The sequence below is a fragment of the Geminicoccus sp. genome, from assembly GCF_036263595.1.
Taxonomy (GTDB): domain Bacteria; phylum Pseudomonadota; class Alphaproteobacteria; order Geminicoccales; family Geminicoccaceae; genus Geminicoccus.
Map to the genome: position 1 here is coordinate 16,655 of NZ_DATAGQ010000070.1, position 24,132 is coordinate 40,786.

Here is a 24,132-nt window from a genome sequence, read left to right on the forward strand (position 1 = left end):
CCATGTCGTTGATCTTGTCCAGGATGGACCAGAAGTTCGCTGACCTTCGGGTGTCGACCAAGCTGTTCATGCTGATGGTGGTGCCTCTTGTGGCCATTGCCGTCATTTCCGGGGCCGCCATCTGGGCTCTGCACGAGGCAAAGGACGTTCTGGGCAACACGGCCGAGGTCGGTCGCCGCCAGGCAGCGGTCGAGCGAGTGAATGGCCTCGTCTATGCTGTGGTGGCGGAGAGCCGCGGGATCTACATGGCCAACGACGCCAAGGCGCTCGGCAAGTTCGCGGACAGCCTCGAAAAGCATCTGGTTGCCATCGAGGCGTCGTTGCCAGAACTGCAGGGAAGCCCGTTGCCCGACGTCCAGGCAACGGAGATGGTGGCGGTTCACCAGATCCAGCAATTCCTTGATCTTCGCCGGTCGCTGGTGGCCACTGGTCGCCGTGAAGGATCGGCTGCCGCCCGGGTCATTGGCGACAACGACGCGAACCGCTCGACCCGCCAGGCGCTCAACAAGGCACTGGTCGAGCTGAGCGGGGCAGTCGGCAACGAAACTGATCTGCTCAATGCCCGCGCCGAGAGTCTTAACCGCGACGTCGTCGCCATTCTGGTTGGCACCTGCGCCGTCGCCTTCGTGCTGACCGTGTTCCTGACCGTCGTCACGGCTTGGCGGGCGATCGTGCGTCCGTTGCATGGGTTCCAACGGATCACCTCCGCGATCGCAGATGGGCAACTGGATGTCGTACTGCCTCAGGCCGACCGGAAGGACGAGATCGGTGATCTCGCCAGGTCGCTGGTCAAGTTGCGGGACAAGGCAGCCGAGGCACGTCTGCTGCAACAGGCCGAGGCGGCGACTCAGTCGGCAGCTCGGGCACGGTCGGCACGGCTGGAGGCGGCAGTGAGCTCGTTCGAGCGCTCAATCGAGGCGCATCTGGGTGAGATGGCGGTGGAGCTGGAGCAGAGTGGCCAAGCAGCGCTGGCGGCCGCCGATGCGACGCTCGGCAACGTCCGGGCGGTTGGCAAATCGGCCGCCGATCTGACGGTTTCCATCCTGGAAGTGTCGGCCGCAGCAGAGCAGTCGCGGCGCCAGTCCAACCAGACGGTGGCCGCGGCCGAAGGCGCGGTGGCCGATGTGGCCAAGCTGCGCGAGGCCGCGGACAAGGCAGGCGGCGTCGTGGCGCTGATCCGGGCGATCGCCGAGAACACCAACCTTCTGGCGCTCAACGCCACGATCGAGGCGGCGCGCGCCGGGGAAGCGGGCAAGGGCTTTGCGGTGGTGGCGGGCGAGGTGAAGACGCTGGCCGAGCAGACCCGCAAGGCCACTGACGACGTGGCGGGCGAGCTCGAGCGGATCCGGGCAGCCAGCCATGCCTCGGCCGATGCGATCCGGACCCTGTTCGACGCGGTGGGCCAGATCGGCCGGGCCGCGGGTAGCGTCGCCGCCACCGTGGAGCAGCAGCAGGCCGCCACTGGTGCGATCGCACAGAGCATCGAACGGGTCGCCCAGGAGACCCAGGAGGTGACCACGACCGTGCGCGGCAGCAACCATGCCATGGCCGGCCGTACCAGCAAGGTCCAGGACACCATCCGGCAGTTCCTGGCCGAAGTGCGCGCCGCCTGACCAGCTGCTACACCTTGTTCTGCTTTCTCACCTCGATCGTGCGGGGGCGGCAGGGCGAGTATTCCCCGAAGGTGATCCTGCCCGCATGAAGGCGGCATCTTCGCGCGGCAGGCAGGACAGGACCAATGGAAGGGATCGATTGACGTTCCGCTCTGGTGGCCACCTGAACCGACCCGATCCATCTAGATTGTCGCTCCAGCAATCGCCGGTCGGCACCGGCAATCTCCGTTTCATGGGCCGGTACCGGCGGCGACCGGCGCGCCTGGCACGCGCCGTGAACAATTGCATGTGGACAAAGCGGTCCCGATGCCGACGCAGGTGTTCGCTCAAAAGGCTGTTCAATCGACGTGTGCCGGCACGGGCGGCTTCCTCAAAGGTTGGTCGAGCGAGGGCGGCCGCTGCCATGAAGAACAAGATTGCACGTGGCGGAGAAGCGTCGTGTTGAGCAGCGGAGAGCTGCCAGCAAGCGGTTCCGTGGCGTAAAACCTGATGGTTTTGGTGTCTGGCAGCCACCGATCAGGCAGGAGCAACCTCAGTCGACCCGTACGATCCTCCCCAGCGGTCCAGGAGAGACGACCTGCATGCTGCCGAGATAGCCAGCCAGCACGTCGACATCATAGGCACCGGTAACCCGGTTCACCCCATCCCTCAGCACAGTGAAGCCGTCGCCCCCATCGGCCAGGTAATTGTTGACCGTTACCCGATAGGTTGCCACGGGATCGATCGGCTTGCCGTTCAACGATATGCTCCCCGGAACGACGCGTTCGCCCGGCGGCTTCTCCGCTGACCAGCTATAGGTGAAGCCGCGCGATACCTGGAGGATCCTTGGCTTTGGCTGATCCAGCCACTGCTGCTCCAGCATGCGAGTGATCTGCGCGCCAGTCAGGTCCATCGTCACCAGCGAGTTACCGAACGGCTGGACCGCGAAGACATCGGCGTAGGTGACGTTGCCGTTCTCCATCAGCAGGTCGGTGCGCACGCCACCCGGATTGGTGAACGCGATCTCGGCACCACTTGTGCCCGCAGCCTTCGTGGCCGAGAGCTGCGCATCCGCGATCAGGTTGCCGAGGGTGAACTCACCAGCGGGGCTCTCCGCCTTCGTCAGCGAGGCTGACAGCCGACCCACGATCCTGTTGGCGCGCGGTTCCACGATCTTCTGGTACTTTTCGATCAGTGCGGTCTGCTCGGGATCCTTGGCGTGGGTCTCGGTGCGGACAATCAGGTTCTCGGCGCGTGCCGAGACGATGTCGTGCGTGCCGCGGTCGACCTGAACGTCGATCTGGGTCACGAGGGTGCCGAACTTGTCGGCGCTCGTGACCAGTCGACGGTCGATCATGCAGTTGTACGCCTTGTGCGTGTGGCCGCTCACCACGATGTCGACCGCCTTGTCAAGTTTGGACACGATATCCACGATCGGGCCGGAGATGGCAGGGCATTCGTCGTAGCCGCCGGTAGGAAACCCGCCCTCGTGGATTAGTACCACGATCGCCTCGATCCCGTCGGACCGCAGCTCAGGCACCAGCGCATTGACCGTCTCCGCTTCGTCGCGAAAGCTCAGGCCGGCCACGCCGGTCGGCATGACGATGCCGGATGTCCCTTTAAGGGTAAGCCCGATGAAGGCCATCGGGACACCTTCGAACGTCTTCACATAGTAGGGCGGCAGGACCGTCTGGCCGGTCGCTTCGTCGATCGTGCTGGCGGCGAGGTACTGGAACCTGGCCCCCTTGAACGTCTGTCCTTCACGGCAATGATCGTCTGGATGGCAGCCGCCGTGCTGCATCCTCAACAGCTCGGCCAGGCCATCGTCAAATTCATGATTGCCGACCGCGCTCGCCTCCAGCCCCATCAGGGAGAGTGCTTCGACCGTTGGCTCGTCGTGCAGGATACCGGAGAGCAGCGGGCTTGCACCGATCAGGTCGCCAGCGGCCACGAAGATGGAGTTGGGCCCAGCGCTCCGCAATTGCTTGATCAGAGTCGCCATCGCCTCCGAGCCCCCGGCCGGCACGGCGATCGTCGCCGACGCATCATCGGGATCGGTGATCTTGATGCCGCCGCCCGGCGGCAGGAGATTGCCGTGGAAGTCGTTGATCGCGAAGATCTTCACCTCGATGGGAGTAGCGGCCTTCTGGCACGTCGCCGGCAGCGCGACCCAAAGCGATGCTACTGACAGGGCCGCAATCCCGAACAACCTGCGTCCCATGAAGCATTCCTTTCGACGCGCCGCGGACCGATCCTGCTGCTTCCTAGCATGCCCTGCCATAGCGACAAGGACAGCCAAGCATGGGCCAGAACAAGGCGGACGCCTTCGGTTGGTTGGCAGAGACTCCTCGCGCAGGACGTACGGCCGTCACCTATCGAGTATCTGCCGAGCGGAAGCTGCGCTGGCTTCTCGACCTGATCAGCACATTGAGCCGGGAGACCGATGAGGCCGCGCCCGCGTAGTGGTCTCCAGCTAGTTTCCGGGCGAGATGGTGGCGGCGAGTGGCAATGCGTCGTGAGTTCGTCAGTCGGCAGAACCAGCGCTTGGCTACGTTGCGTCGGGCATGCGCGCTCGGACCGGGAGGATCGGGAGTGGCCCAGCTGGTGGTCGATGAGACGACCATCCTGATGCGCCGGCATCGGGCCAGAGACGCCGGCTGCGGGCATCGAGAGCCATCTAGGCGACCGAGTGACGGCACCGCATGGGGTGGCGGCATGGCCATGGGGATGCCGGTGATGTTGCCAGGCCCCCGCAAGGTGACCAACGCCCATGATCATCTCCCGTCCGATGGACGTAGGCATGCCATTCAGAATTCTGCCTGTCCGAGCTTGACATGCTCGGGGGCGAGATGAAGACACTGCAGCCTGTCGCAGCCTGTCGCAGCCTGTCGCAGCCTTTGACGGCCGCGGACAGATCGCGGCGTACCGTCTTGCGGGTCGCCCGGTCTTGCCGACGGACGAGGTCGACCCTCGGGCTGTAGAGGAAACTCTCGAAAGTTCGGCAGCAGCCGACCCTTCGTCTCCCGACAAGTCTGGTCCATGCTTCGTCGGCCGACAGACCATCCATCGCCACTGCCGATCAAGCCAGGAGGCGTGGCCGGGAAGGCCGGTTCGAGCCTGAAGGCTGCCGGTTCGGCCTTTTCCTCCACCATGATGGTCCGGAAGTGCGCCCACCACCGCAGCACGTTGGGGATCGGGATCGCTGACCGCGTTGATGGGCAGCCGCCTCGATCGTCCCATTCTCTGCGTGGCCCTCGATCAGCTCAGCTGGAAGGACCGCAGGCTGCAAGCTGCACGGCGGCTAGCAGAGGCTGGTGGACCGGCGCCGGCTACCGTGCCTGCCGCGGACCTCGTCGAACTCGTGGCCGCCGAAGAAGGCCTCGATCCGCTGGCTGGCGACCGCGGTTCTCCGGCCTGCCGCGCCAATAACATGTTGCTGCTGTCCCCTGACGGTGTCCTTCCAGAAAGGAATCGGATCGTGGATAGTGCGGTGCGAACCTGGCGCGGAGGGACATGGGCCGTCCTGCGCCCGGTACTGCCTGAACATGTCGATGTGGACGTGGCCGATCACACCCAGGCAAGGTACTGGCGCCGGGAAGACTTCTCCTCGTCCATGGGCAGCCCTGAGATGTCACGAAGCATGAAGCGGCGGTGCAAGTCGCCGAGGCTGAGCTTGGGGATCGCCTCGCGCAACTAGATCAGGACGTCACCCCGCAGCAACAGCGTGCGGCGACGGACCGAAGATCGATCGCCTCCGCCGCGAACAGGGCGGCCCAATGGGTCGTTCAGCATGCGTCGGGCAGCCGTCATGCAGCCTTTGGCACTCGGCCCGTACGCGCGCCGTCGCGTGGTCTGAGGCGTCGAGACCTGCTGCCGTCCGGCATCCTCCTCGATATGCATGGGAGTATCCGCCACGACATGCTGGGGCCATCCAGCTAGAACGCTGCAACCAAGCTGGTCCGGCGTCAGCCGCAGACCATGCCTGCCACCGTGGGGCTTCGCCAGAAACCGCGGCCCGGAACCTCCAGGCGGGAGGGTCTGCAGATCAGGGGCCCCGCCTCGTCCTTGCTCCCTTAGCAGACCAGTCGTCCGTTCCAGGAAGCCGACGCGGTCCGCTGATCGCAGGCGCAGCGCAGCCGGGCGATCAGGCTTGGCAGCGTCAATATTGTCCTGCGCCAGAGCAGCTTCTGTCGGAAGTGGAGGCCCACTTGCTCAAGTAGCGCAATGGACATGGAATTCAGGCGCATGCCCCGCTCCTGAACCGGCCGCTACCGCCTGTCTGCCTCTCGCCTGGGCTGGGTCATGACGATCATCAACCGGCTCAGGCCGGATCGCACCGTTCTACCTCTCCGAATTCGGCGCATGCCAGCGACAGATCCAAGGTAGAGGGCCTGGCTCTTGCAGTGCGGTCGCGCAGTCGGCCCGGCGCCTCCGGTCTCGATCAGGCGGATCCGACCAGAAGCCGGCAGTCACGCGATGCACGTCGACAGGAAGGCCTCTCCATGCCAGCTCTACGGGGCTTGGCCGAGTGAATGCCCACGGCTTGACCTGGACAGGTCGATGGACGCACCTCGACCGCTGCTGCAGCCATGGCTGCTCGTGAAGGAAGGCTCCTCCGACGATGGACATCCTCAACGCCCGTGCCGCGGAAGATCGCAAGCATCGCTACCAGCCCGCGCCAGCTTGCACCATGGTCATCTTCGGGGCGGGGGGCGACCTCACCAGCAGGCTGATCGCACCGGCACTCTACAACCTGGCCGAGGCCGGCATGCTTGCCGACGGGTTCAGGGTAATCGGCCTCGATCTCGCCGACCTCGACGATGCCGGCTGGCGCGAGCATCTGTCGTCCAAGATCCATGGCTTCGTCGCGGGCCATGTCGGCGAGGCAAATGCGCCTGCGTTCAACGATGCTGTCTGGACCTGGTTGGTGCAGCGCCTCCACTATCGCCGCGGCGATTTCGGCGACCCCGCAACATTCCAGGCGCTCAAGGCCGAGATCGACCGTCCCGGCACCAATGTGCTCTTCTATTTGGCCGTCGCCGAGCGGTTCTTCGGGCCCATCGTGGAGCGACTGGGGGCGGCCGGCCTGACCGTAGAGGGCAGGGATGGACAGCCCGCCTGGCGTCGGGTGGTGATCGAAAAGCCATTCGGCCACGATCTGCCCTCTGCCCTCGCCTTGAACCGGCAGATCCTCAATGTGCTGCGCGAAGACCAGATCTTCCGGATGGACCATTTCCTCGGCAAGGAGACGGTCCAGAACATCATGATGCTGCGGTTCGGCAACGGAGCGTTCGAGGCGCTCTGGAACCGGCAGAACATCACCCATGTGGAGATCACCGCCGCGGAAACGGTGGGCGTGGAGGGGCGTGGCAGGTTCTACGAGCATGCCGGCGCCCTGCGCGACATGATCCCCAACCATCTGTTCCAACTCCTGGCCGTCACCGCAATGGAGCCGCCAAATTCCTTCGACCCCGGCCCCGTGCTCACCGAGAAGGCCAAGGTCCTGGACGCGGTGGAGATCCCGACCTGCGACTTCGGGGCCTGCGCTGTTCGCGGGCAGTACGGCCCGGGCGTGATGGACGGCAAGAGCGTGCCGGGCTATCGGCAGGATCCGAGCGTGGCACCGGAGTCGCCCGTCGAGACCTATGTCGCCTTGAAGCTGTTCGTGGACAACTGGCGCTGGGCCGGCGTTCCCTTCTACCTGCGGACCGGCAAGCGGATGAAGCGGCGCGACACCGAGATCGTGGTCCACCTCCGCCGACCGCCCTTCACCATGTTCCGGACCACGCCGGTCGATGAACTGGCGACCAACAAGCTGGTGCTTCACATCCAGCCGGATGCGGGGATCTCGTTCCACTTCAACGCCAAGGTCCCGGGGCCCGAGGTTCATTCGGACGAGGTGCGGATGGACTTCCGCTACCGGGATTTCTTCAGGGAGACGCCTGGTACCGGGTACGAGATCCTGCTCTACGACTGCATGACGGGCGACGGCACGCTGTTCCAGCGCGCGGACTTCGTCGAGGCCGGCTGGCGCGTGGTCCAGCCGATCCTGGAATACTGGTCGAACACGCCGCCGGACTTTCCCAACTATGCCGCCGGCTCGGACGGCCCGGCTGCGGCAGACGCCCTGCTCAAGCGTGACGGCAGGGCCTGGCGGAAGCTGTAGAAGCAGCGTGGGGATAAGGCTGCCGTCAGCCCCCCTGCACGAGGATCTCGACCCTGCGGTTCATCTGGCGGCCCGCAGCCGTGCTGTTGTCGCCGATTGGATCCGCCTTACCGCGGCCCAGGGCAGTGAGCCGGCCTGCGGCGACACCGTGGCTGATCAGTGCGGTCCGCACGGCCTCGGCCCGCCGGTTCGAGAGGTCGAGGTTATAGGCCTCGGAGCCCTGGCTGTCGGTGTAGCCAGTGATCGTCGCGCGCGATTGGGGGTAGGCGTTCAGGACCTCCGCAATCTTGGCCATGGTGGTCGCGTAGCCCGGCTGCAGCACCGCACTGTCGAAGGGAAACATGACCTCGGACGGCATGACCAGCTTCAGCGCATCCTGGCGGACCCGCTCGATCTCCAGCTGGCGAGACTGGGTCTCGTAGGCGAGCTCCTTGCGAAACTGCTGCTCCTGGCTGTCGAAGGCATAGCCGATACCGCCGCCCACCGCCGCACCGATCGCGGCGCCGATGGCCGTTCCTTCGCCCTTGACGCCCTTGTGGCCCAGGATGTTGCCGAGAACGCCGCCGATCACTGCGCCGGCGACGGCGCCGGTGGCCGTCTTGGCACCCGGCTGGGCCGGTCCGTCAGGGCTCTGCGTGCAGCCGCCGACGCCGCCAAGTGCCAGCACCACGACCCCGATCGCCAGCTTCCTCACCCCTATCCACTCCATCCTTGCCATCCTGCCGCCCACGATCACCGTCGGCACCCGATCCACGGCGCCATTCCTATCCGCTCCCGCAAGCGCCGGCCAGAGGCGTGGAGACGCCCCACCGGCGCATATCGAGCAGCTCATCATTGCAGCAGTTTCAATAGGTTCTGGGGCATCTGGTTTGCCTGCGCCAGCATGGACACGCCGGCCTGGGTCAGTACCTGCATCGAGGTGAACTTGGTCATCTCCGCAGCCATGTCGACGTCCAGCAGGGTCGAGCGCGCCGCGTCCAGGTTCTCGACACTGGTGGCGAGATTGGCGGAAGCGAACTCGAAGCGCGACATCAGCGCACCCATGTTCGCGCGCGCCTCGTTCATGCCGGCGATCGCACTGTCCAGAGCGTCGCCCGCCGTCACTGCGGATGCGTTGTTGTTCACGCTGGTCCCGGTCAAGCCCAAGGCGGCCGGCCGGACGTCGCTGATGTTGACGGCAATCGTATCGCCGGAGGAGACCCCGACCTGGAAGGTCAGGCTGGCACCACCGGCCACCTCGAGCTGGCTGGCCGCACCTGCTGCAAAGGTCGAGGTGAAGTCGAAGTTGCTCAAGGAAAGCTCGAGCCCCGCATGCTGGAAGGAGATCCGGCCTTCGTAGACCACTGCACTTCCGGCATGGGTGAACTGCACCGTGTCAGCGATGGTACCGTTCGACAAGGTGAACTCGCCGAGGCTGGAGCCGGCCGTATAGTTGTAGGCTAGCTGCCAGGTGCCAGCATTGGCATTGCCGGACAGGCGCGCAGTCACGCCGTTAGCATAGGTGCTGTCGTGGTTGAAGATCGTATCGGTGGATGCGCTCAGATCGATCGACTTGCCGGACGCGCCGTTCAACAGCTGTGCACCGTTGAACTTGGTCTGGTTGGTGATATTGCCGACCTCACCCACCAGTTCCTGGTACTCCAGGTCCAGGAACGAGCGTTCGCCATCCGTCAGCGAGCCGGACTGCGACTGCACGGCCAGGGCCTTCATGCGCAGCAGGATGTCCGAAATCTTGGCAAGGCCGCCATCTGCAACCTGGAGCAGGCTGGACGCCTGGGCGGTGTTGACCGAAGCCTGCCTGAGCGCCGAGACGTCGGCCCGGATCTCGGTGCCGACCGCGAGCGATGCCGCATCGTCGGAGGCCTTCACGATCCGGGACCCGCTGGAAAGCTTCGCCAGCGAACTGCTGGCCTGCGCGGTATTGGTGGTCAGGTAGCGCAGTGCCGTGTTGGCGGAGGTGTTGGTCGTTCCAGTAAGCGGCATGGACAAGTCTCCTGCCCGTGATCCGACCGATCCAGTCGGGCTGGGCGTTAAGGTTATCTGGTCTGAAAGGTTGATGGATCGGCGTGGTTAACGGGCGCTGCCGCGACAGCGCCGGGCGCAGGAATGGTTCAGATGGTCGCCACCACGTTCAGGCTGATCGGATGCCCGAACAGCATGAGGCGGCTCGTGTCGTCGAACAGCTCGTGACCTTCCACCCGCCGGAACTCGCGAAAGCCGTTCCTGGCCAGGAAATGGCCGAGCAGGTCGAAGGTGAAGCCGACCTTGTGGAAGTCATGCTCGTCCGTCTGCCCGCCATAGATGACGCGCATCAGATGGAAGCGGGCCTCGGGTGGCAGTTGCGGGTGGATGAACATCCGGCACAGCACGTCCAGGTCCGGAACGCTGATGCGCAGGCACCCGTTGGGCTTCAGGATCCGCCGCACCCCCGCCAGCACGGCATGCAGCTCGTGCTGATAGCCCAGATGCTCGAGGACATGGGAGGCATAGACCTCTGCGACGGACCCGTCCCCGAATTGGCTGAGGTCGGTGCAGTTGCCGATGAAGTCGACGTTCGGCCCGGGCTGCACGTTCAGGATCTTCCATCCAGCCCGTGGCTGGATTCCCCCGATGTGCAACCTCAGTTCGTCGGTCTCCTGCGCACGCTCGGGTGCGGGCGCGGTTCGGACCGCCGGTTCTTCCATCATGGCCAGCGTCGTCCCCTCGGCCTGGTCTATGGGCATGGCCGCTGCTCCTTTCATTGCCTCGCTCCCCGCTGGCAGCGGTCCTGCCACATGGCGCGGAAGGCGGCGGTCAGGCTGGCGCCGAGTCCCGCCTCGTCCATGAGCGGAGAAGCCGCCATCTCGGCGCGGAGCATGCGCCGCAGGCTGGACAGCAGCCCCGCAGATCCCGCTAGCTGAACAGCGGTCAGGACATACTCCTTGGGATCTTGAGCGATGCAGGAGGCGAGGCCCAGGGTCTGCAGGAGCGAGACGCCGACCCGTCCGGCATGAACGGCGCCGGCCAAGGTGACGACCGGGACGCCCATCCAGAGTGCCTCGCAGGTCGTGGTGGTGCCGTTGTAGGGGAAGGTATCCAGCGCGATGTCGACCCGTCCGTAGGTGGCGAGATGATCGGCCCGGCCGCGCGTGCGCTGGATCAGCTCGATGCGGTCCGTGGCGATCCCGCGCCGGCCGAAGGCATCGGCGATCCGGTCCCGGACGACCGGGTCATGGCTCATGTCGTGCTTCAGGAGCAGCCTTGACCCGGGCACATCATGGAGGATGGCGGCCCAAGCCTCGAACACGGTGTCGTTGAGCTTTGCGACATTGTTGAACGAGCCGAACGTCACGTGACCGTTGGCGAGGCAGGGCGGATCCAGCACCTCCGGATAGTCGATCGGGCGATAGGCCAGGAAGCAACGGTCGAGCCGCATCAGCCGCTCGACGGCATAGGCGTCGGCATGCGCCGGATCGGTGGCCCGGTCGACGATGCGCCAATCCACTGCCGTGGTGCCGGTGGTGTTGGGGTAGCTAAGATAGGTGGCCTGCACCGGCGCCGGGCGGCGCGCCAGCACGAGTAGGCGATTGTCCGAAGTGTGCCCTGCCAGATCGACCAGGATGTCGATGCGGTCGGCCCTGACCTGCCGGGCGATCTCGTCGTCCGGCATGGACGCGACATCCCGCCAGTGATCGGAGGTCGCGCGCAGCATGTTCGTCATGTCGTCGGGACGATCGACATAGGCGTAGCAGAACGTCTCGACCGCCGTACGATCCAGATGCTGCAGCACCGGCAGGAAGAAGAAGCTGACGGAATGGCCGCGAAAGTCCGGGGAGATGAACCCGACGCGCAGGCGGCGGTCCGGGTCGAGGTCGGTACGGGCCGGGGCGCAGTGCAGCACGTGCGGAAGCGCGAACCGCTTGGCCCAACGCTCATGCTCGGCGCGAACCTCGATCGGATCCGCACCTGCCAGGTAGTTCAGGTCGAACACGAGGGTGGAATGCTCGGCGGACTGCGCGGACGGACGCGCCACGCCCTTGCGCAGCAGGGCCAGGCCCTCCTCGAACAGCCCGCGCTGGATGCAGAGATGCCCCAGGATCGAGTGGGCGTTGGACGGTTCGGGACGCGCTTCCAAAAAGCGGTTGAGATGCCGCTCAGCTTCCTCGCCCTTGCGGGTACGTACGCAGGCATAGCCCAGCCAGCGGATCGCCTCGAGCGCACCCGGATCGAGCTCCAGGGCGCGACGGAATGCCTGCTCCGATTCGTCGGCTCGCCCGCGTGCCATAGCGAGATGGCCCATGTTGTACCAGACGTCGTAGTTCGCCGGATCCTGGGCCAGTGCCTGTTGCAGGGGCGGCTCGGCCTCGGCGAAGCGATGGCGGCCGATCAGAGCACCGGCGAGGTTGGCCAGCGCCGTCACATGGTCAGGTGCCAGCTCCAGGGCTGCCCTCGCGGCTTCCTCGGCCGCTTCGAAGTGTTCCAGCGAGGCCAGTGCGCCGGCAAGATTCGCCCTGGCGTCGGCGAACCGCCCGTCCAGCGCAATCGCCCGCTCGTACGCCTGGATGGCTTCCGCCTTTCGGTCCGAGCGATTGAGCAGGTTCCCGAGGTTGGACCAGAAATGGGCACAGTCCGGTCGCAGGCTGAGGGAGTGGCGGACGAGGCGTTCGCCTTCCTCGGCCTCGCCCAGCGCCGCCAGCGCCATGCCCTGCAGATGCACGGCATCCGGCTGGCGCGGATCGCGGCGCAGCACCTCGCGGTAGAGTTCGCAGGCACCCCGGTAGTCTTTTGCCCGGTGCCGAGCGGCGGCTGCAAGCAGCATGGCCTGAGCGCCGGCACGCCGTTGATCCGGCTGAAGCCTGGTGGATTGCGCACGCGCGTTCAACGCGACGCTGCTGATGCCGCCCATCATCTCGCTGCTCCGGTTCAGTTCGACGGCAGGACGCGGTGGCGCAGCGAATAGCTGCTGTCAGCCAGTACGATCTGGGTGCCGATGCGCCGCTGCGTGTCGATCACGATGGGTGCACGAAGATTGGCGAACAGCTCCAGCCCTTCGCTGCCCTGGCGCGCCGTGACGACCGCGAGGTAGTCGGCATGGTCCGGGTCGAGTGCCAGGACATGGCAGGTGGCGCTGCGGTCAGCCGACCTCACCAGGTCCGATTCGCGCGGGATCGGCATCACGAAGAAGGCGACGGCGCCATCGTCGAGCGACTGGAGCAGCAGCACCGGACTGCCGGTGATCCGTTCCAGCTGGAAGCGGTGAGACCCGGGGAAGCCCGGTAATCCCGACGGGAACGAGAGCAGTCGCTCCGGGTCCATTCGGATCATCCCGAACCTGGTCGCCAGCATGGTACCTTCCGGATCCGCAAAGGGATGCTGGGTCGGTGTCATCGCCGGTTCGGGCAAGGCTGCTGCAGCGGTCACGCTCATCGTTCCTCGATGAAATACTCCGTGACCGCAAACTTACGTCGGCTTGGTTAAGAAAGAGTTGATGCTCACCGCAGATAGTCCGCCAGGGAGAGATTGCTGATCTGGCTGACGATCAGGTAGGAGGCCTCGATCGCGACCTTGTCCTGCGCCATCCGGGTCATGGCCGCGGAGGTGTCGGTGTCTTCGATGCGGCCCCGGGTCTCGTCCAGATAAAGGGCGGCCGATCTTTGAACCTCGGCCACGTCCTGCACGCGGGCCGCCGTGGCGCCCACCGTGCTGCGCAGCTCGATCACGCCCGCCAGCGCCTGATCGGCCTTGGCCAGGGCATTTTCGAGCATCGGGCGGCTGTTGGCCTGGTGGCCGGTCAGCGTCATGCCGAGCGCGGCGAAGAGGTCGGCGAACGCAGGATCGTCCGCACGCACCAGGACGTCCACCTTCACGTCGCGTTCCAGCCAGCCCGAGCGGTTCAAGTCGTCGCCCTGGTAGTAGAGGCCGGGATCGGCGGTCGTGATCGGCCCGGCGGGCAGGATGACAGGCTTGGTATCGGTGCTGGTCCCGGAGAACAGGTAACGGTCATGCGAGGTGGCGTTCAACTGTGCCGCCACCTCCTCGGTCAGCGTCGCGCTCTCGATCCCAAGGGGCATGTCGTCGCCGCTGGGATCGTTCAGGCGCTGAACGAGCAGCGTACGCAGCCGCTCGGCGACCGAGACGATGCTGCCGAGCGCGCCGTCCATCGCCTGCAACTCGTCGTTCAGCCGCTCGTTCTGGGCAAGGAAGTTTCCGTTGGTCGCAATCTGGTCGCGCGTACGAAGGAGGAGCGCCGTCTCCTGCGGGATCTCCGCGTAGCGTCGCACCTGCTTGCCGGTCGCGACGTCGGTCTCGAGATCGCGGACCCGCGAGCGGGTGCTGCCCATCACGTCGGCCAGACGGGTCTGGTGGCTGAGATCGCCGATACGGGTAGTCATGAGGGAGGTTCCGTTCAGTTGCCGATCCGCAGGAGTTCGCCGAACAGGTCGTCGGTGATCGAGATGATCCGGGCGGAGACGGTGTAGGCCTGCTGATAGAGCACGAGCCGCGACAGTTCCTCGTCGAGGTTGACGCCGCCAATCGTGCCGATCCGGCTCGCCAGATCGTCCGCCAGCGCCTTGTCACCTGCCTCGGTCCGCTGCGCCTCTGCGGCTAGCGCCGCAGACAGGCTTGCCATGTCGGCTGCATAGCCGCCCGGTGTCTGGGCGTAGGCAGGCAGGGCTCCGCGCGCGACCGTGACAGTGGGTGTGGTCAGCGCCGCCGCCAGGGCTGCAGCCCCGCGCTGGTCGCCTACCCCGCCCAGCCTCGCCACCAAGGGCGGGCCTGTCGTGACGTCCAGCTTGCCGGCGGCGAGCTGGAAGCCGTTGGCTGCAATATCGGCCCGTAAGTGGCCAGCACTGGCCCCGCTACCGGCGACGACCAGATCGTTCAGGCCGAAATAGTGGGAGAAGCCATAGCTCCTGGCGTGGCCGGCCGCGTCGCTGACCGGTACGGCGCTGCTGCCCTCGTCGATCGCGATGCCGTGGGCAGGATCGACCGCACCGAGTACAAGCCGGCCGCTGGCGTCCAGCGTCGCGGTGACCGCGCCGCCCGACGCCGCCACGATCGCCGTCGTCACGTCCCCCACGGTGGCGAAGCTGGCAAGGTCCAGCTGGAACGCCGCTGCGGTGACGCCGCTGGTGCGGTCCACGACCGCAATGGTGGCCGTGCCGGTCCCGGTGAACGGGGAAGCGGCGGCCTGCCCCACTTTCGTTCCCTGCAGCGTTGCCGGCGGCGGATTGGCCGCTCCGCCATTGTGGGCGGCATTGAGAGAAAAGCGCAGCATCGAGGCCAACTCGCCCAGCTGGTCGGCCAGCTCGGGCAGGATGCGGTCCCGGGCCTCGACCAGACCCTGCAGCTTGCCGCCGCGCAGGCGGGACACGATCGGATCGGCACCGGCTGCCACCAGTTCCGGTGTCGGTACCGTGCGGGTGCCGGCACTGACCAGATCCTCGGACCTCGCCCCCGCCACCGGCTTGCCGGTGGCGCGATCGATATCCCTGGCTGCGACCACGGTGATCGCGCCGAACGAGGCGTCGCTCGCCACGGACGAGGCTGGCTCGTAGACAAGGACCTTGGGCTCGCCGTCCAGGAGGACGGTGCCGGCGCGGGTGACCAGATCGACATGGCCGTCTTCGTGCCAGCCGACCTGGATGTCGATCTTGCCGGCCAGGGCGTGCAGGAGGTTGTCGCGCCGATCCTGCATCTCGGCGGTGCCGTTGCCGCGCGTGAACTGGTCGTTCACGGCTGCAAGCTCCACGAGATCCACGTTGATCGACGCGATGGTCTGGCCGATCGTCTGGTCGGTATCGTGGCGCAGGGTCTGGATCGCGCTCGTGTCGCCGTCGATCGTGCGAAGGACGTCGTCAATCCTGCTCAGCACCTCGTGGCGCGAGGCTGCCAGCTCGGGCGTGGCGGTCAGTGCATCCAGCGAAGTCAAAAGTTCGGTCAGCCTGCTCGGGATGCCGCGGGTGCTGTCCCCGGCTTCGCCGTAGATCGTGTCCTGGACCCGCTGATGGATGGCCGCGATCGCTTCGCTGCGGCCCAGTCGGACCGCCTGTTCGCGTGCCTCGGTGGCGATGAACTGGTCGGCCACGCGGGTGACGTCGAGCGACCGGACCCCGGCACCCTCGCCCGCGATGACACGGGTCTCCTGCTGGATGACCTTGCGCGAGTAGCCGGGGGTGTTGACGTTCGCGACGTTGTTGGCGGTGTTTGCCAGGGCGTTCTGGGCGGCGGCCAGGCCGGACAGCGCATTGTTGAGCGTGCTGGTGAGCGACATGGGTCAGATCTGCCGATCGAAGGCCAGCGCGATGACTTGGCCGCGCATCGCGTTGCCCGTCCGCTGCTGGGGGTAGAGTTTCGGTTTGGCCGGGCCGGCCTCCAGGCTGCTGCCGATATGACGCATCACCCGTTCGACCACGGTCCGTGCTGCCTCCAGCGACCGAAGATTGTCCGCCGCCTTCGCCTGGAAGATCCTCGTTGCCTGTTCCAGGGAACGGCGGACCTCCGGGTCGAGCAGCGCCATCAGCTCCGGCTGACGCCGCAGGGCCCGCAGCTCCGCCTCATAGGCATGGCAGAGCGTCGTCTTTTCCATGACGATGTCCTGAAGCCGGTCCAGACGCATGCCGCGCAGGATCTGGATCTCCTGTTCCATCACCTGTTCCAGCTGGCGCATCAGGGTCATGATCACCGCCACCCGTTCCAGCGCTTCCATCATCCGACCTCCTGCGCATCTAGCATCGCCTTCAGGACCGCATCGGCCACGCCGACGCCACCGGAGCGGCTGACCAGTTTTGCGTACTCGTCGTTCATGAACGACCGCCAGGTGTCTTCGGCCTGGCCACCGGACATCACCGATCCGGAAAGGCCGGTGCTCATGCCTTCCAGCATCTTCGCGAGGAAGACGCTCTCGAACGCTTGTGCCGCTTCCTCCGCTGCGGCCAGATCTCGCGGACCCTGCTTCTGGGTCGCGGCCTCGGCCGCCCGGGCAGGGCCGGTGGACTGGGGCAGCATGAATAACGTGTCAGCCATCACATCACCTCGATTTCAGCCTGCAGGGCACCCGCGGCCTTGATGGCCTGGATGATGCCGATCATGTCGCGCGGTCCGACCCCCATGGCGTTCAGACCGTCCACCAGATCCTGCAGGGTGACTGCACCACTCAGGACGGCCATGCGGCGGCCACTCTCCTCGTCGACCTGGACGTTGGTCTGTGGCGTCACCACCGTCTCGCCGTTGGCAAGGGGGTTCGGCTGGCTCACCTGCGGGGTCTCCGTGACGCGTACGGTCAGGTTGCCTTGTGCGATGGCGACCGTGCTGATGCGCACGTTCTCGCCGATCACGATGATCCCCTTGGTCTCGTCCACCAGGATCCGGGCGGGCTGGTCGGGGTCGATCCGCAGCTGCTCGATCTCGCTCATCAGGAGCGCGATGCGCTCGCGGTAGTGGCCGGGAATGCTCAGCACCACGGTGGCCGGGTCGGTCGCCTGCGCGCCGGCACCCTTGGACCATTTGTTGATCGCCGCCGCGATCCGGTTCGCGGTGGTGAAGTCGGGGTTGCGCAGGGCCAGCTTCACGTTCTCCAGCTGGGCCAGCGCGAACTCGACTTCCCGCTCGACGATGGCGCCGGAAGGGATCCTGGCGGTGGTCGGCACGCCGCGGGTGACCTTCTCAGCCTGCCCGCCGGCCTCGAAGCCGCCCGTGGAGAGCGCTCCTTGTGACACGGCATAGATCTCGCCGTCCGCGCCCATCAGCGGGGTCACCAGCAGCGTGCCGCCGTTCAGGGACTTGGCATCGCCAAGGGCGCTGACCGACACGTCCAGGCGGCTGCCCTGGCGGGCGAAAGGCGGCAGGGTGGCCGTCACCATCACCGCCGCGACGTTCTTGGTGTTCAGCTTGCCGCCGCGCGTCGCGACGCCCAGCCGGTCCAGCATCGCCGTGAGGCTTTCCTGGGTGAAGGCGGAGTTGCGCAGCGTGTCGCCGCTGCCGTTCAGCCCGACCACGAGGCCGTAGCCGACCAGCATGTTGTCGCGAACGCCTTCGAAGTCGGCCACATCCTTAAAGCTGCTGTTTCTAGCTGTTTCTGGGCAGAGCATCAGTGATGTCAAAGTCATTGTTGAGCAGCGACTTACGTCCACAAGTTATCCTGTGCATGTCTCCTTGTTTCTCTCTATTCAAGCCGGTATGTTGGGGCCAGAGTAGGGTTCAAAACGGTTTGACGGAGATTCTTCAGTATGAAGCTATCGGCTGTGAGAGCCAAGACAGAGGCGCGACCAGGTCGCTACAACGATGGTGCTGGCCTCTATCTCTTGGTGCGCCCGGATGGCCGCAAAGGCTGGATCCTTCGCTACCGGCTCGGGAGCAAGCAGCGCGACATGGGCCTCGGCAGCTTCCCCGAAGTCTCTTTGGCGTCGGCTCGTCAAGCGGCCGCAGGTGCACGTGAGCGTCTGCGCGCTGGTGATGACCCAATCACCGCACGTAAGGCAGAGCGAGCCGCGCTTGTGCGCAAGGTTGAGGACGCTGACCAGCGCGCGTTCCGGGTGCTGGCCGAGCGCTACATCGCCAAGCATGAGCCGACTTGGCGCCACCGCATACACCGCCAGCAATGGAAGAACACGCTGGCGACCTATGCCTACCCCAGGATTGGCGGGATGGACGTAGCGGCAATCGACCGCAACGACGTGCTGGCGGTGCTAGAGCCGGTTTGGACGCGGGCGCCGGAGACAGCTAGCCGCCTGCGGGGGCGGATCGAGACGATTTTCGATTATGCCTCAGCCAAAGGGCTGCGCTCAGCTGGCAATCCTGCACGCTGGCGGGACCTGCGGCACGACCTGCCGGCGGCCAGGAAGCTGAAGCCTGTAGAAAACCAGCCGGCGCTGCCGTGGCGCCAGTTGCCGACCTTCGTGACGGAGTTGCGGAAGCGACGTGCCACGGCGGCTAGAGCGCTGGAGTTCCTGATCCTGACTGCCGCGCGGACTAGCGAGGTCATGGGTGCAACCTGGCGGGAGATCGACGAAGAGCATGCCATCTGGACGGTGCCCGCCAAGCGCATGAAGGGCGACAAGGCTCATCGTGTGCCGCTGTCGCCGGCCGCCATGACCATTCTGCAGGAGATGTCGCCACTTCGGCGCAAGCCGGACGATCATGTCTTTCCTGGCCCAAGGCCAATCTCGCCGCTCTCGTCGATGGCATTCCTGATGCTGATCAGCCGTATGCAGGGAATGGGAGCGGGCGAAGGAAAGGAGAAGTCCCCCCGATGGGTGGACCAAGATGGCCGCCCCATTACCGCCCATGGCTTCCGCGCGTCCTTCCGTACCTGGGCGGGCGACGCCACCGAATTTCCGCGCGAGGTCATCGAGGCGGCGCTAGCGCACACAATCAAGGATAGGGCTGAGGCAGCTTATGCGCGTGGCGACCTGCTCGACCGACGACGGGTGCTGATGGAGGCATGGACTGAGCACGTACGCGCGAAAACAGCGCCTGAGGTGATGCCGTTGCCAGGAGGCTCATGATGTTTCGTCGACCTGAGCTAGTCGAGGCGCTCAAGGCGCAAGAGAACATTTACAATGATCGTACTAAACTTGTTCGCGCTGAGGTGGAAGAACTACGATCTGCCCTTGATAGAGAAGATCTCTACTTTCTAGGAAGAGCAGAGGCTGGTGTTCCTATAATTATTGTAGGCAGCAATAGATTTAACGGAACTGCCGGAGAAAAATCCATCGTTGTAGTAAAGACTATTGTCGAAAAACTGTTAAAAAATTATCTTGATAATCCCCGTGGTCCTTACCACTGGCCTGATCTCAGGGATCAGCTGCGATGGCTGCAAAAAATGATAGTAGAACTGGAGGAATCTCTCGCTGCAGGGAGAAATGACAATGTAGTCAGTCGCGCAATGGCAATTGGAACTGGCATAAGTCGTATTGCGTACTGGCTTATAGCTGCCGTGGATGCTGCGGCTGGCGCTAAGTTACGCTTTGACGGCCGTGACAATGGCAAGAAAAATACAAGAAAGCGGGGGCTGGATACGAAGTCAAAGGTATGTGAGGCAGCTAGAGCCCTGAAGCTAAAGCATCCCACCTACACCCGTAATCGTTTAGCCGATGAAGTCGGGTCCCATTTCGGGATCTCGAGGCACACCATCAATCCCTGGCTCAAAGAGATCGGCCTTTAGCACGTTTGTTAGTGGCTAAGGGTCGTTTCCACGAAGTCCTTCAAGCTAATGCTACGTCCGGGAACACCTAGCCGCACCACGGCGAAGGACCGGATAGATGCACCACTTTCTTCGTTACAGGCCAGATGGGAAGAGCAGCGAACTAGAACCGCTGGCTGTTCCACTTCCTGATGCACAGCGCATCAGCGGCCAAAGCCGCACGTCGCTCTACCGCGCAAATGCCCGCGGTGATCTCATCTTCATCAAGGCAGGCTCGAAGACCCTCGTCGATTACGAGAGCCTGAAGTCGCTCATCCAGAGCTTGCCGAGGTTCATCGGCAAGACCGGCCAGAAGGCCGCGTGATCGATGAAGGCGATGGCGCATCGGTCGGCCAGGGGTGGTAGCCTGACCGACCATGGCGATGGCAAGCGCGTGTATAGCGCAATCCTCGCCCATTTGCATCCCCAACTTCCAAAGCACCGGCGCAAGAAGTCTCGCAAGCCGCTCGCGGCGTCTCTTGCCGACCTCGGTGTTGATCTCAGGAAGCTCAGCACTGGCCGACACAGCTTCTCCTGTCGGCAGTGCCAGAGCCACCGTCGTACTGCTACCATGCTGGTGGTGGTCACTGGCGCCTCGACGAGCTGGAACTGCCGCGGCTGCGGTGAGGCAGGCGGCTTCAGCTTCGGCGTCTGTCGCGGTCGTGATCAGCGGGCGCTGCCATGAGCATGACAGCACCTGCGGGCATGCACCCGCGCGACCTGACGATCCTGACCAGCTGCCGTCGCGACCTCCGCAAGGTCTGGACGGCAGGCCAGGACAAGCCGAAGAACTACGATCACGCCGCCACCTTCAGCGCCAGGTCTGCGCGGATCAGGGATCTGCACCACTTGGCGGAGGTTCAGCGTTACCTCCAGGCTCAGCCATGGTGCTGTGTCGTCCGGGCTGCCGTAAAGCCGGGGATCGACCATCGCACCATGGCGCGCCGCGTGCTGAACAAGCGGGCTCGCGACGGAGCGGTTCTTGAGGCGACGATGACCGACGTGCCTCGGGAATGGGTCGCGTTCGACATCGACAACGTGCCAGCGCCTGAAGGCTGGTACCGGCCGCACCGGGTCGTCGACTTCACCCGTTATCTGGTCGAGCGCACATTCCCGGCTGCCTTCCACGGTGCCGGCTTCGTCGTGGTCGCCAGCGCATCCGCCGCGGTCAAGCCTGGCGCGAAGATGCGGCTGTGGTTCCTGCTGGACCGGCCGCTCTACGGGCACGAGATCAAGCGGGCCATGGCAGGGGCACCGATCGACGAGTGCACCCTGCGGCCTGTCCAGATCATCTACACGGCCGCACCCGGCTTCGTCGGGATGTCTGACCCGGTGGCTAAGCGCGTCCACTTCGCCTGGCTTGATCGGGATCTGGTCGCGCTGGAGGTGCCGCCCGAGCCGGCCAGGCCGGTGCGGCAGATCCAGTATGCAGCGCTGTCCGGATCCCCCTCTCGCTGTCATGACGAGCTGATCCCCCTTGGCGCTCTGGCTCGGATCGTCGCTCGGGCGGATGAAGGTCAGCGGCACAAGAAGCTGCATGGCTGCGCCTGGCGTGCAGGTGACCTGATCCATGCAGGGCAAGCGACCGCCCACGAGATCTTCTGGGTGCTCGGGAAGGCTGCGAAGGATGCCGGCCTCGCTGACCCACCTGAGGAACTTGCCCGAATCATCAAGTGCGGCTTGGAGCGGGCTGGGGGCGGTGCGGCATGACCGACCAGGCTGACTACTACGGCGACCTTGATGACGCCTACGACGCCTTCGTGCGCGATGAAGAGCCGGCGAAGCGGGAGCCTCCCAAGCCAGACCTCTTGGCGCTGATCGACGCGGATGACCTGGACGGCCTCGATCCGCCGCCGCGGGAATGGCTCGTGGAGGGCTTCCTGGCGGCCAAGACCGTGGCGTTGTTCACCGGCAAGGGCGGGGTCGGGAAGTCTCGGCTCGCGCTCCAGCTAGGGGAGACGATCCGGCGCGGGCACCCCTTCCTCGGGATGAAGACCCATGCCTGCACGGTGCTCGTCTACTCCTGCGAAGACGACGGCGAGGAGCTCCACCGGCGCCGCGCCCAGATGCAACGCAGCCTCGGCACCCATGCTCAGCCGCCTGGGCGGCTCCTCTTCGCGCCCAGGGTCGGCGCCAGCAACGCGCTGATGGCGCTCGATACCGGGACTGGTATCGCCACCATGACGCAGTCCTTTGCCACCTTGCGAGCAACCGCGATCGAGACCGCCGCAAGGCTGGTCATCATCGACACGGTGGCCCAGACGTTCCCCGGCTCGGAGAACGACCGGGCGCAGGTCACAGCCTACGTGAACCTGCTGGCTGGGCTGGCGCTCGACCTGAACGGCTGCGTGCTCCTGCTGGCCCACCCACCGAAGAACGAGGCTGAGTACTCGGGCTCGACGGGGTGGGACGGCACCGTCCGGGCCCGCATCCTCCTGCACGAGAAGGACGATGACGGGCTCACCCGCCGCTACCTGAAGCTGGCCAAGGCCAACTACGCCCCGAAGTTCGAGCACGAGATCGTCGTCGACGACTACGGGGTATCGCACCTTGCCGAGCATCCTCCCGAGACGATGGCCGAGAAGATCGGCGCCTATCAGGAGTTGGCCAAGCACAAGAAGGTGTTTCTGGCAGTACTCGATCGGCTGACCGAGCAGAACCGCGCCGTTTCCCACTCCAAGTTCGCCCCGAACTACGCGCCCAAGGCAATGGCTGCTTCTGGGCTCGCTGAGGGCAGCACGTTGAAGAACCTCGAGAAGGCTATGGAGGCGCTCTTCGCCGATGGGGTCATCCGGGCCAATGCCGAGGTAGGCAGGAAGGCCAATCGCGGGGTGATCACTGGCATCGCTCGGGTGGTGAAGCCTGAGGACACCGGCAGCGAGGACAAGCCTGAGGACGCAGGCATCGACCTCAACGACTACTCGGAGGCAGCAGAATGAGCAGCGTTAACTCGCGGTGTGGCTGCACCAAACCTCGCACCCAACCTTGCACCGAACCTCACTTTTGCACCCAACCTGCTTCGGTGCAGACCACCGCAACCTGCACCGCACTTGGGCTATGGGCTTTAGCCCTAGGTCAGGTGCGGTGCGGAGGTGCACTGCACCGAACCTCCGAGCTTCAGTGCGCTGGAGGCCAACCATGAGTCGGCCCTCGCGTGCCTCGATCGAGGCTGCACGCGACGCTCTGGCCGAAGCCAAGCTCCGCGGCTGGTCCCTCTTCCTGCTTGGCGGGCAGCCCATGCTGCTGGCACCGGTGGCGAGCCTGAGCCCGGCACTGGTGGATCGGCTGCTGCAGTTCAGCCCGGGCCTCTCCCACCTCCTTCACGAGATCCTGCCATGACCTGCCAGTGCGCGAGCTGCCTGCTGGGCCGGCTGCAGGGGAACGGCAACCTGCTCAGCCGGGGCCGCACGAGCATGGCTGCCAGTGCCTTAGGGACGGTGGTGACCGAGCTTGGTGAGTATGTCGCCAAGGCCAAGGTAGCGGCTCCTGTCCGCCATCCGGTCAGGCCACTCACTGGTGCTGCCATGGCGATGCAGCGAGCCGGGCGCCTCAGGCATCTGCTGGCTGCCCGTCCGGAACTGCAGGCGGAAGCCGCCAGGGTGCTGCGTGTGCGTCCCGCTGACATCGCTGCCATCAGCGAGGGGCGCGTCCTGCTCACCCCCCAGAACTGGCGGAAGCTCTTCGACGCGCTGGAGCCAGCAGAGCGGCCGACAGATCCCACCCTGCTGCAGGGAGACACGACATGAAGCTGCAACGACGCCTCCACGCAACCCGCTATGTCGAGCAGCGCCTGAGGGAAGAGCTGGAGGCCGGCGAGCTCGACGAGGCCCTCCAGACGCTCCGGCACCTGCGCGCCTATCTGCGCCAAGCCCTGGGCCAGGTGGACCGGCTAGAAACGATGATCGATCCGCCATGGGATCCATTCCGCCATGGTCGCAAGCGGCTCTCGGCACCGGACGATCTGCCATGAGCACGCGCCAGAACCGCCTACCGGCGCCGATGGCCCTACTAGGCATCGCCTTTCTTACCATCGGCCTGGCCCTGCTGGCTGCTGCCGGTGCCGACCAGCGCCAGGCGCGGCGCCTGTTGGGCATCCTGCTCCGGCAAGGCTCGCTGCCACCCGTGCGCGGCTCGCCTCAACAGCGCCGGCGCCACAGCAGCCTCTACTCACCACGCCCTAGCAGGCCCCTTCACATCGGATACCGATCATG

Annotated in this window: 23 protein-coding genes; 11 read left to right on the forward strand and 12 right to left on the reverse strand. The window is 65.3% G+C overall.

Going from position 1 to position 24,132, the window contains the following annotated elements:
• Positions 1–2: 2 nt before the first annotated feature.
• Positions 3–1,613 carry a methyl-accepting chemotaxis protein gene (locus tag VHL31_RS05975; protein WP_329660294.1) on the forward strand — a complete coding sequence of 537 codons (1,611 nt, stop codon included), beginning with the start codon at positions 3–5 and terminating at the stop codon, positions 1,611–1,613.
• 532 nt (positions 1,614–2,145) lie between these two features.
• Here the strand turns inward: VHL31_RS05975 and VHL31_RS05980 are convergent.
• Entirely contained in the window at positions 2,146–3,813 is a 1,668-nt protein-coding gene (locus VHL31_RS05980; protein ID WP_329660295.1) for a bifunctional metallophosphatase/5'-nucleotidase, read from the reverse strand.
• A 990-nt stretch (positions 3,814–4,803) separates the two neighbouring features.
• Here VHL31_RS05980 and VHL31_RS05985 point away from each other — a divergent pair.
• Positions 4,804–5,289 (forward strand): hypothetical protein, encoded by a 486-nt coding sequence (locus VHL31_RS05985; protein ID WP_329660296.1) that lies wholly within the window; start codon positions 4,804–4,806, stop codon positions 5,287–5,289.
• Between the two features lie 924 nt (positions 5,290–6,213).
• On the forward strand, positions 6,214–7,758 hold the full coding sequence (gene zwf, locus VHL31_RS05990) for a glucose-6-phosphate dehydrogenase (protein ID WP_329660297.1): 1,545 nt from the start codon (positions 6,214–6,216) through the stop codon (positions 7,756–7,758).
• A gap of 25 nt (positions 7,759–7,783) precedes the next feature.
• On the opposite strand, the gene VHL31_RS05995 is transcribed toward zwf, so the two are convergent.
• From VHL31_RS05995 to VHL31_RS06040, 10 genes are all read right to left on the reverse strand, one after another.
• Positions 7,784–8,512: an OmpA family protein gene (locus tag VHL31_RS05995; RefSeq protein ID WP_329660298.1), complete on the reverse strand. Its 729-nt coding sequence runs from the start codon at positions 8,510–8,512 to the stop codon at positions 7,784–7,786.
• 77 nt (positions 8,513–8,589) lie between these two features.
• Positions 8,590–9,741 (reverse strand): flagellin, encoded by a 1,152-nt coding sequence (locus VHL31_RS06000; protein WP_329660299.1) that lies wholly within the window; start codon positions 9,739–9,741, stop codon positions 8,590–8,592.
• Between the two features lie 128 nt (positions 9,742–9,869).
• On the reverse strand, positions 9,870–10,481 hold the full coding sequence (locus tag VHL31_RS06005; protein WP_329660300.1) for a class I SAM-dependent methyltransferase: 612 nt from the start codon (positions 10,479–10,481) through the stop codon (positions 9,870–9,872).
• Between the two features lie 14 nt (positions 10,482–10,495).
• Positions 10,496–12,646, reverse strand: a complete 2,151-nt coding sequence (locus VHL31_RS06010) for a tetratricopeptide repeat protein (RefSeq protein ID WP_329660301.1) — start codon at positions 12,644–12,646, stop codon at positions 10,496–10,498.
• Positions 12,647–12,660: 14 nt separating this feature from the next.
• A complete protein-coding gene (fliW, locus tag VHL31_RS06015) occupies positions 12,661–13,158 on the reverse strand; it encodes a flagellar assembly protein FliW (protein ID WP_329660302.1) in 498 nt (165 codons plus the stop codon).
• Positions 13,159–13,229: 71 nt separating this feature from the next.
• Positions 13,230–14,129, reverse strand: a complete 900-nt coding sequence (locus tag VHL31_RS06020) for a flagellin (protein ID WP_329660303.1) — start codon at positions 14,127–14,129, stop codon at positions 13,230–13,232.
• 14 nt (positions 14,130–14,143) lie between these two features.
• The gene (gene flgK / locus VHL31_RS06025) at positions 14,144–16,012 is read right to left on the reverse strand and encodes a flagellar hook-associated protein FlgK (protein WP_329660304.1); all 1,869 of its coding nucleotides are present in this window, start codon (positions 16,010–16,012) and stop codon (positions 14,144–14,146) included.
• 3 nt (positions 16,013–16,015) lie between these two features.
• The gene (locus tag VHL31_RS06030; RefSeq protein WP_329660305.1) at positions 16,016–16,450 is read right to left on the reverse strand and encodes a hypothetical protein; all 435 of its coding nucleotides are present in this window, start codon (positions 16,448–16,450) and stop codon (positions 16,016–16,018) included.
• Complete coding sequence (locus tag VHL31_RS06035) at positions 16,447–16,764, reverse strand: rod-binding protein (protein WP_329660306.1); 318 nt, start codon at positions 16,762–16,764, stop codon at positions 16,447–16,449. The genes VHL31_RS06030 and VHL31_RS06035 overlap by 4 nt, the downstream gene beginning before the upstream one ends.
• Positions 16,764–17,846 (reverse strand): flagellar basal body P-ring protein FlgI, encoded by a 1,083-nt coding sequence (locus tag VHL31_RS06040; protein ID WP_349262371.1) that lies wholly within the window; start codon positions 17,844–17,846, stop codon positions 16,764–16,766. The genes VHL31_RS06035 and VHL31_RS06040 overlap by 1 nt, the downstream gene beginning before the upstream one ends.
• Positions 17,847–17,981: 135 nt before the next feature.
• Here VHL31_RS06040 and VHL31_RS06045 point away from each other — a divergent pair, with 135 nt between their 5' ends.
• Together VHL31_RS06045 and VHL31_RS06050 are read left to right on the forward strand one after the other, a co-directional pair.
• Positions 17,982–19,244, forward strand: a complete 1,263-nt coding sequence (locus tag VHL31_RS06045; protein WP_329660308.1) for a tyrosine-type recombinase/integrase — start codon at positions 17,982–17,984, stop codon at positions 19,242–19,244.
• Positions 19,241–19,903 (forward strand): hypothetical protein, encoded by a 663-nt coding sequence (locus VHL31_RS06050; RefSeq protein WP_329660309.1) that lies wholly within the window; start codon positions 19,241–19,243, stop codon positions 19,901–19,903. The genes VHL31_RS06045 and VHL31_RS06050 overlap by 4 nt, the downstream gene beginning before the upstream one ends.
• Positions 19,904–20,045: 142 nt before the next feature.
• Here VHL31_RS06050 and VHL31_RS06055 read toward each other — a convergent pair whose 3' ends face one another.
• Positions 20,046–20,477 carry a hypothetical protein gene (locus tag VHL31_RS06055; RefSeq protein WP_329660310.1) on the reverse strand — a complete coding sequence of 144 codons (432 nt, stop codon included), beginning with the start codon at positions 20,475–20,477 and terminating at the stop codon, positions 20,046–20,048.
• Positions 20,478–20,608: 131 nt separating this feature from the next.
• On the opposite strand from VHL31_RS06055, the gene VHL31_RS06060 reads away from it, so the two are divergent.
• From VHL31_RS06060 to VHL31_RS06085, 6 genes are all read left to right on the forward strand, one after another.
• Entirely contained in the window at positions 20,609–21,631 is a 1,023-nt protein-coding gene (locus VHL31_RS06060) for a hypothetical protein (RefSeq protein ID WP_329660311.1), read from the forward strand.
• Positions 21,628–22,860 carry an AAA family ATPase gene (locus VHL31_RS06065; protein ID WP_329660312.1) on the forward strand — a complete coding sequence of 411 codons (1,233 nt, stop codon included), beginning with the start codon at positions 21,628–21,630 and terminating at the stop codon, positions 22,858–22,860. The genes VHL31_RS06060 and VHL31_RS06065 overlap by 4 nt, the downstream gene beginning before the upstream one ends.
• 199 nt (positions 22,861–23,059) lie before the next feature.
• Complete coding sequence (locus VHL31_RS06070) at positions 23,060–23,260, forward strand: hypothetical protein (protein ID WP_329660313.1); 201 nt, start codon at positions 23,060–23,062, stop codon at positions 23,258–23,260.
• Positions 23,257–23,667 (forward strand): hypothetical protein, encoded by a 411-nt coding sequence (locus tag VHL31_RS06075; protein ID WP_329660314.1) that lies wholly within the window; start codon positions 23,257–23,259, stop codon positions 23,665–23,667. Before VHL31_RS06070 ends, VHL31_RS06075 begins: the two co-directional genes overlap by 4 nt.
• Entirely contained in the window at positions 23,664–23,891 is a 228-nt protein-coding gene (locus VHL31_RS06080; protein ID WP_329660315.1) for a hypothetical protein, read from the forward strand. Before VHL31_RS06075 ends, VHL31_RS06080 begins: the two co-directional genes overlap by 4 nt.
• Positions 23,888–24,132 (forward strand): hypothetical protein (locus VHL31_RS06085; protein ID WP_329660316.1); only part of this gene is annotated, 245 nt, incomplete at its 3' end. The genes VHL31_RS06080 and VHL31_RS06085, both read left to right, overlap by 4 nt.

Excerpts from the sequence above, each read along its gene's own strand:
- VHL31_RS05975 (WP_329660294.1), top strand. The coding sequence starts at position 3 with ATGTCGTTGATCTTGTCCAGGATGGACCAGAAGTTCGCTGACCTTCGG.
- VHL31_RS05980 (WP_329660295.1), bottom strand. The coding sequence starts at position 3,813 with ATGGGACGCAGGTTGTTCGGGATTGCGGCCCTGTCAGTAGCATCGCTT.
- zwf (WP_329660297.1), top strand. The coding sequence starts at position 6,214 with ATGGACATCCTCAACGCCCGTGCCGCGGAAGATCGCAAGCATCGCTAC.
- VHL31_RS06000 (WP_329660299.1), bottom strand. The coding sequence starts at position 9,741 with ATGCCGCTTACTGGAACGACCAACACCTCCGCCAACACGGCACTGCGC.
- VHL31_RS06005 (WP_329660300.1), bottom strand. The coding sequence starts at position 10,481 with ATGCCCATAGACCAGGCCGAGGGGACGACGCTGGCCATGATGGAAGAA.
- VHL31_RS06010 (WP_329660301.1), bottom strand. The coding sequence starts at position 12,646 with ATGATGGGCGGCATCAGCAGCGTCGCGTTGAACGCGCGTGCGCAATCC.
- VHL31_RS06020 (WP_329660303.1), bottom strand. The coding sequence starts at position 14,129 with ATGACTACCCGTATCGGCGATCTCAGCCACCAGACCCGTCTGGCCGAC.
- flgK (WP_329660304.1), bottom strand. The coding sequence starts at position 16,012 with ATGTCGCTCACCAGCACGCTCAACAATGCGCTGTCCGGCCTGGCCGCC.
- VHL31_RS06030 (WP_329660305.1), bottom strand. The coding sequence starts at position 16,450 with ATGATGGAAGCGCTGGAACGGGTGGCGGTGATCATGACCCTGATGCGC.
- VHL31_RS06035 (WP_329660306.1), bottom strand. The coding sequence starts at position 16,764 with ATGGCTGACACGTTATTCATGCTGCCCCAGTCCACCGGCCCTGCCCGG.
- VHL31_RS06040 (WP_349262371.1), bottom strand. The coding sequence starts at position 17,846 with ATGACTTTGACATCACTGATGCTCTGCCCAGAAACAGCTAGAAACAGC.
- VHL31_RS06050 (WP_329660309.1), top strand. The coding sequence starts at position 19,241 with ATGATGTTTCGTCGACCTGAGCTAGTCGAGGCGCTCAAGGCGCAAGAG.
- VHL31_RS06060 (WP_329660311.1), top strand. The coding sequence starts at position 20,609 with ATGACAGCACCTGCGGGCATGCACCCGCGCGACCTGACGATCCTGACC.
- VHL31_RS06065 (WP_329660312.1), top strand. The coding sequence starts at position 21,628 with ATGACCGACCAGGCTGACTACTACGGCGACCTTGATGACGCCTACGAC.
- VHL31_RS06070 (WP_329660313.1), top strand. The coding sequence starts at position 23,060 with ATGAGTCGGCCCTCGCGTGCCTCGATCGAGGCTGCACGCGACGCTCTG.
- VHL31_RS06075 (WP_329660314.1), top strand. The coding sequence starts at position 23,257 with ATGACCTGCCAGTGCGCGAGCTGCCTGCTGGGCCGGCTGCAGGGGAAC.
- VHL31_RS06080 (WP_329660315.1), top strand. The coding sequence starts at position 23,664 with ATGAAGCTGCAACGACGCCTCCACGCAACCCGCTATGTCGAGCAGCGC.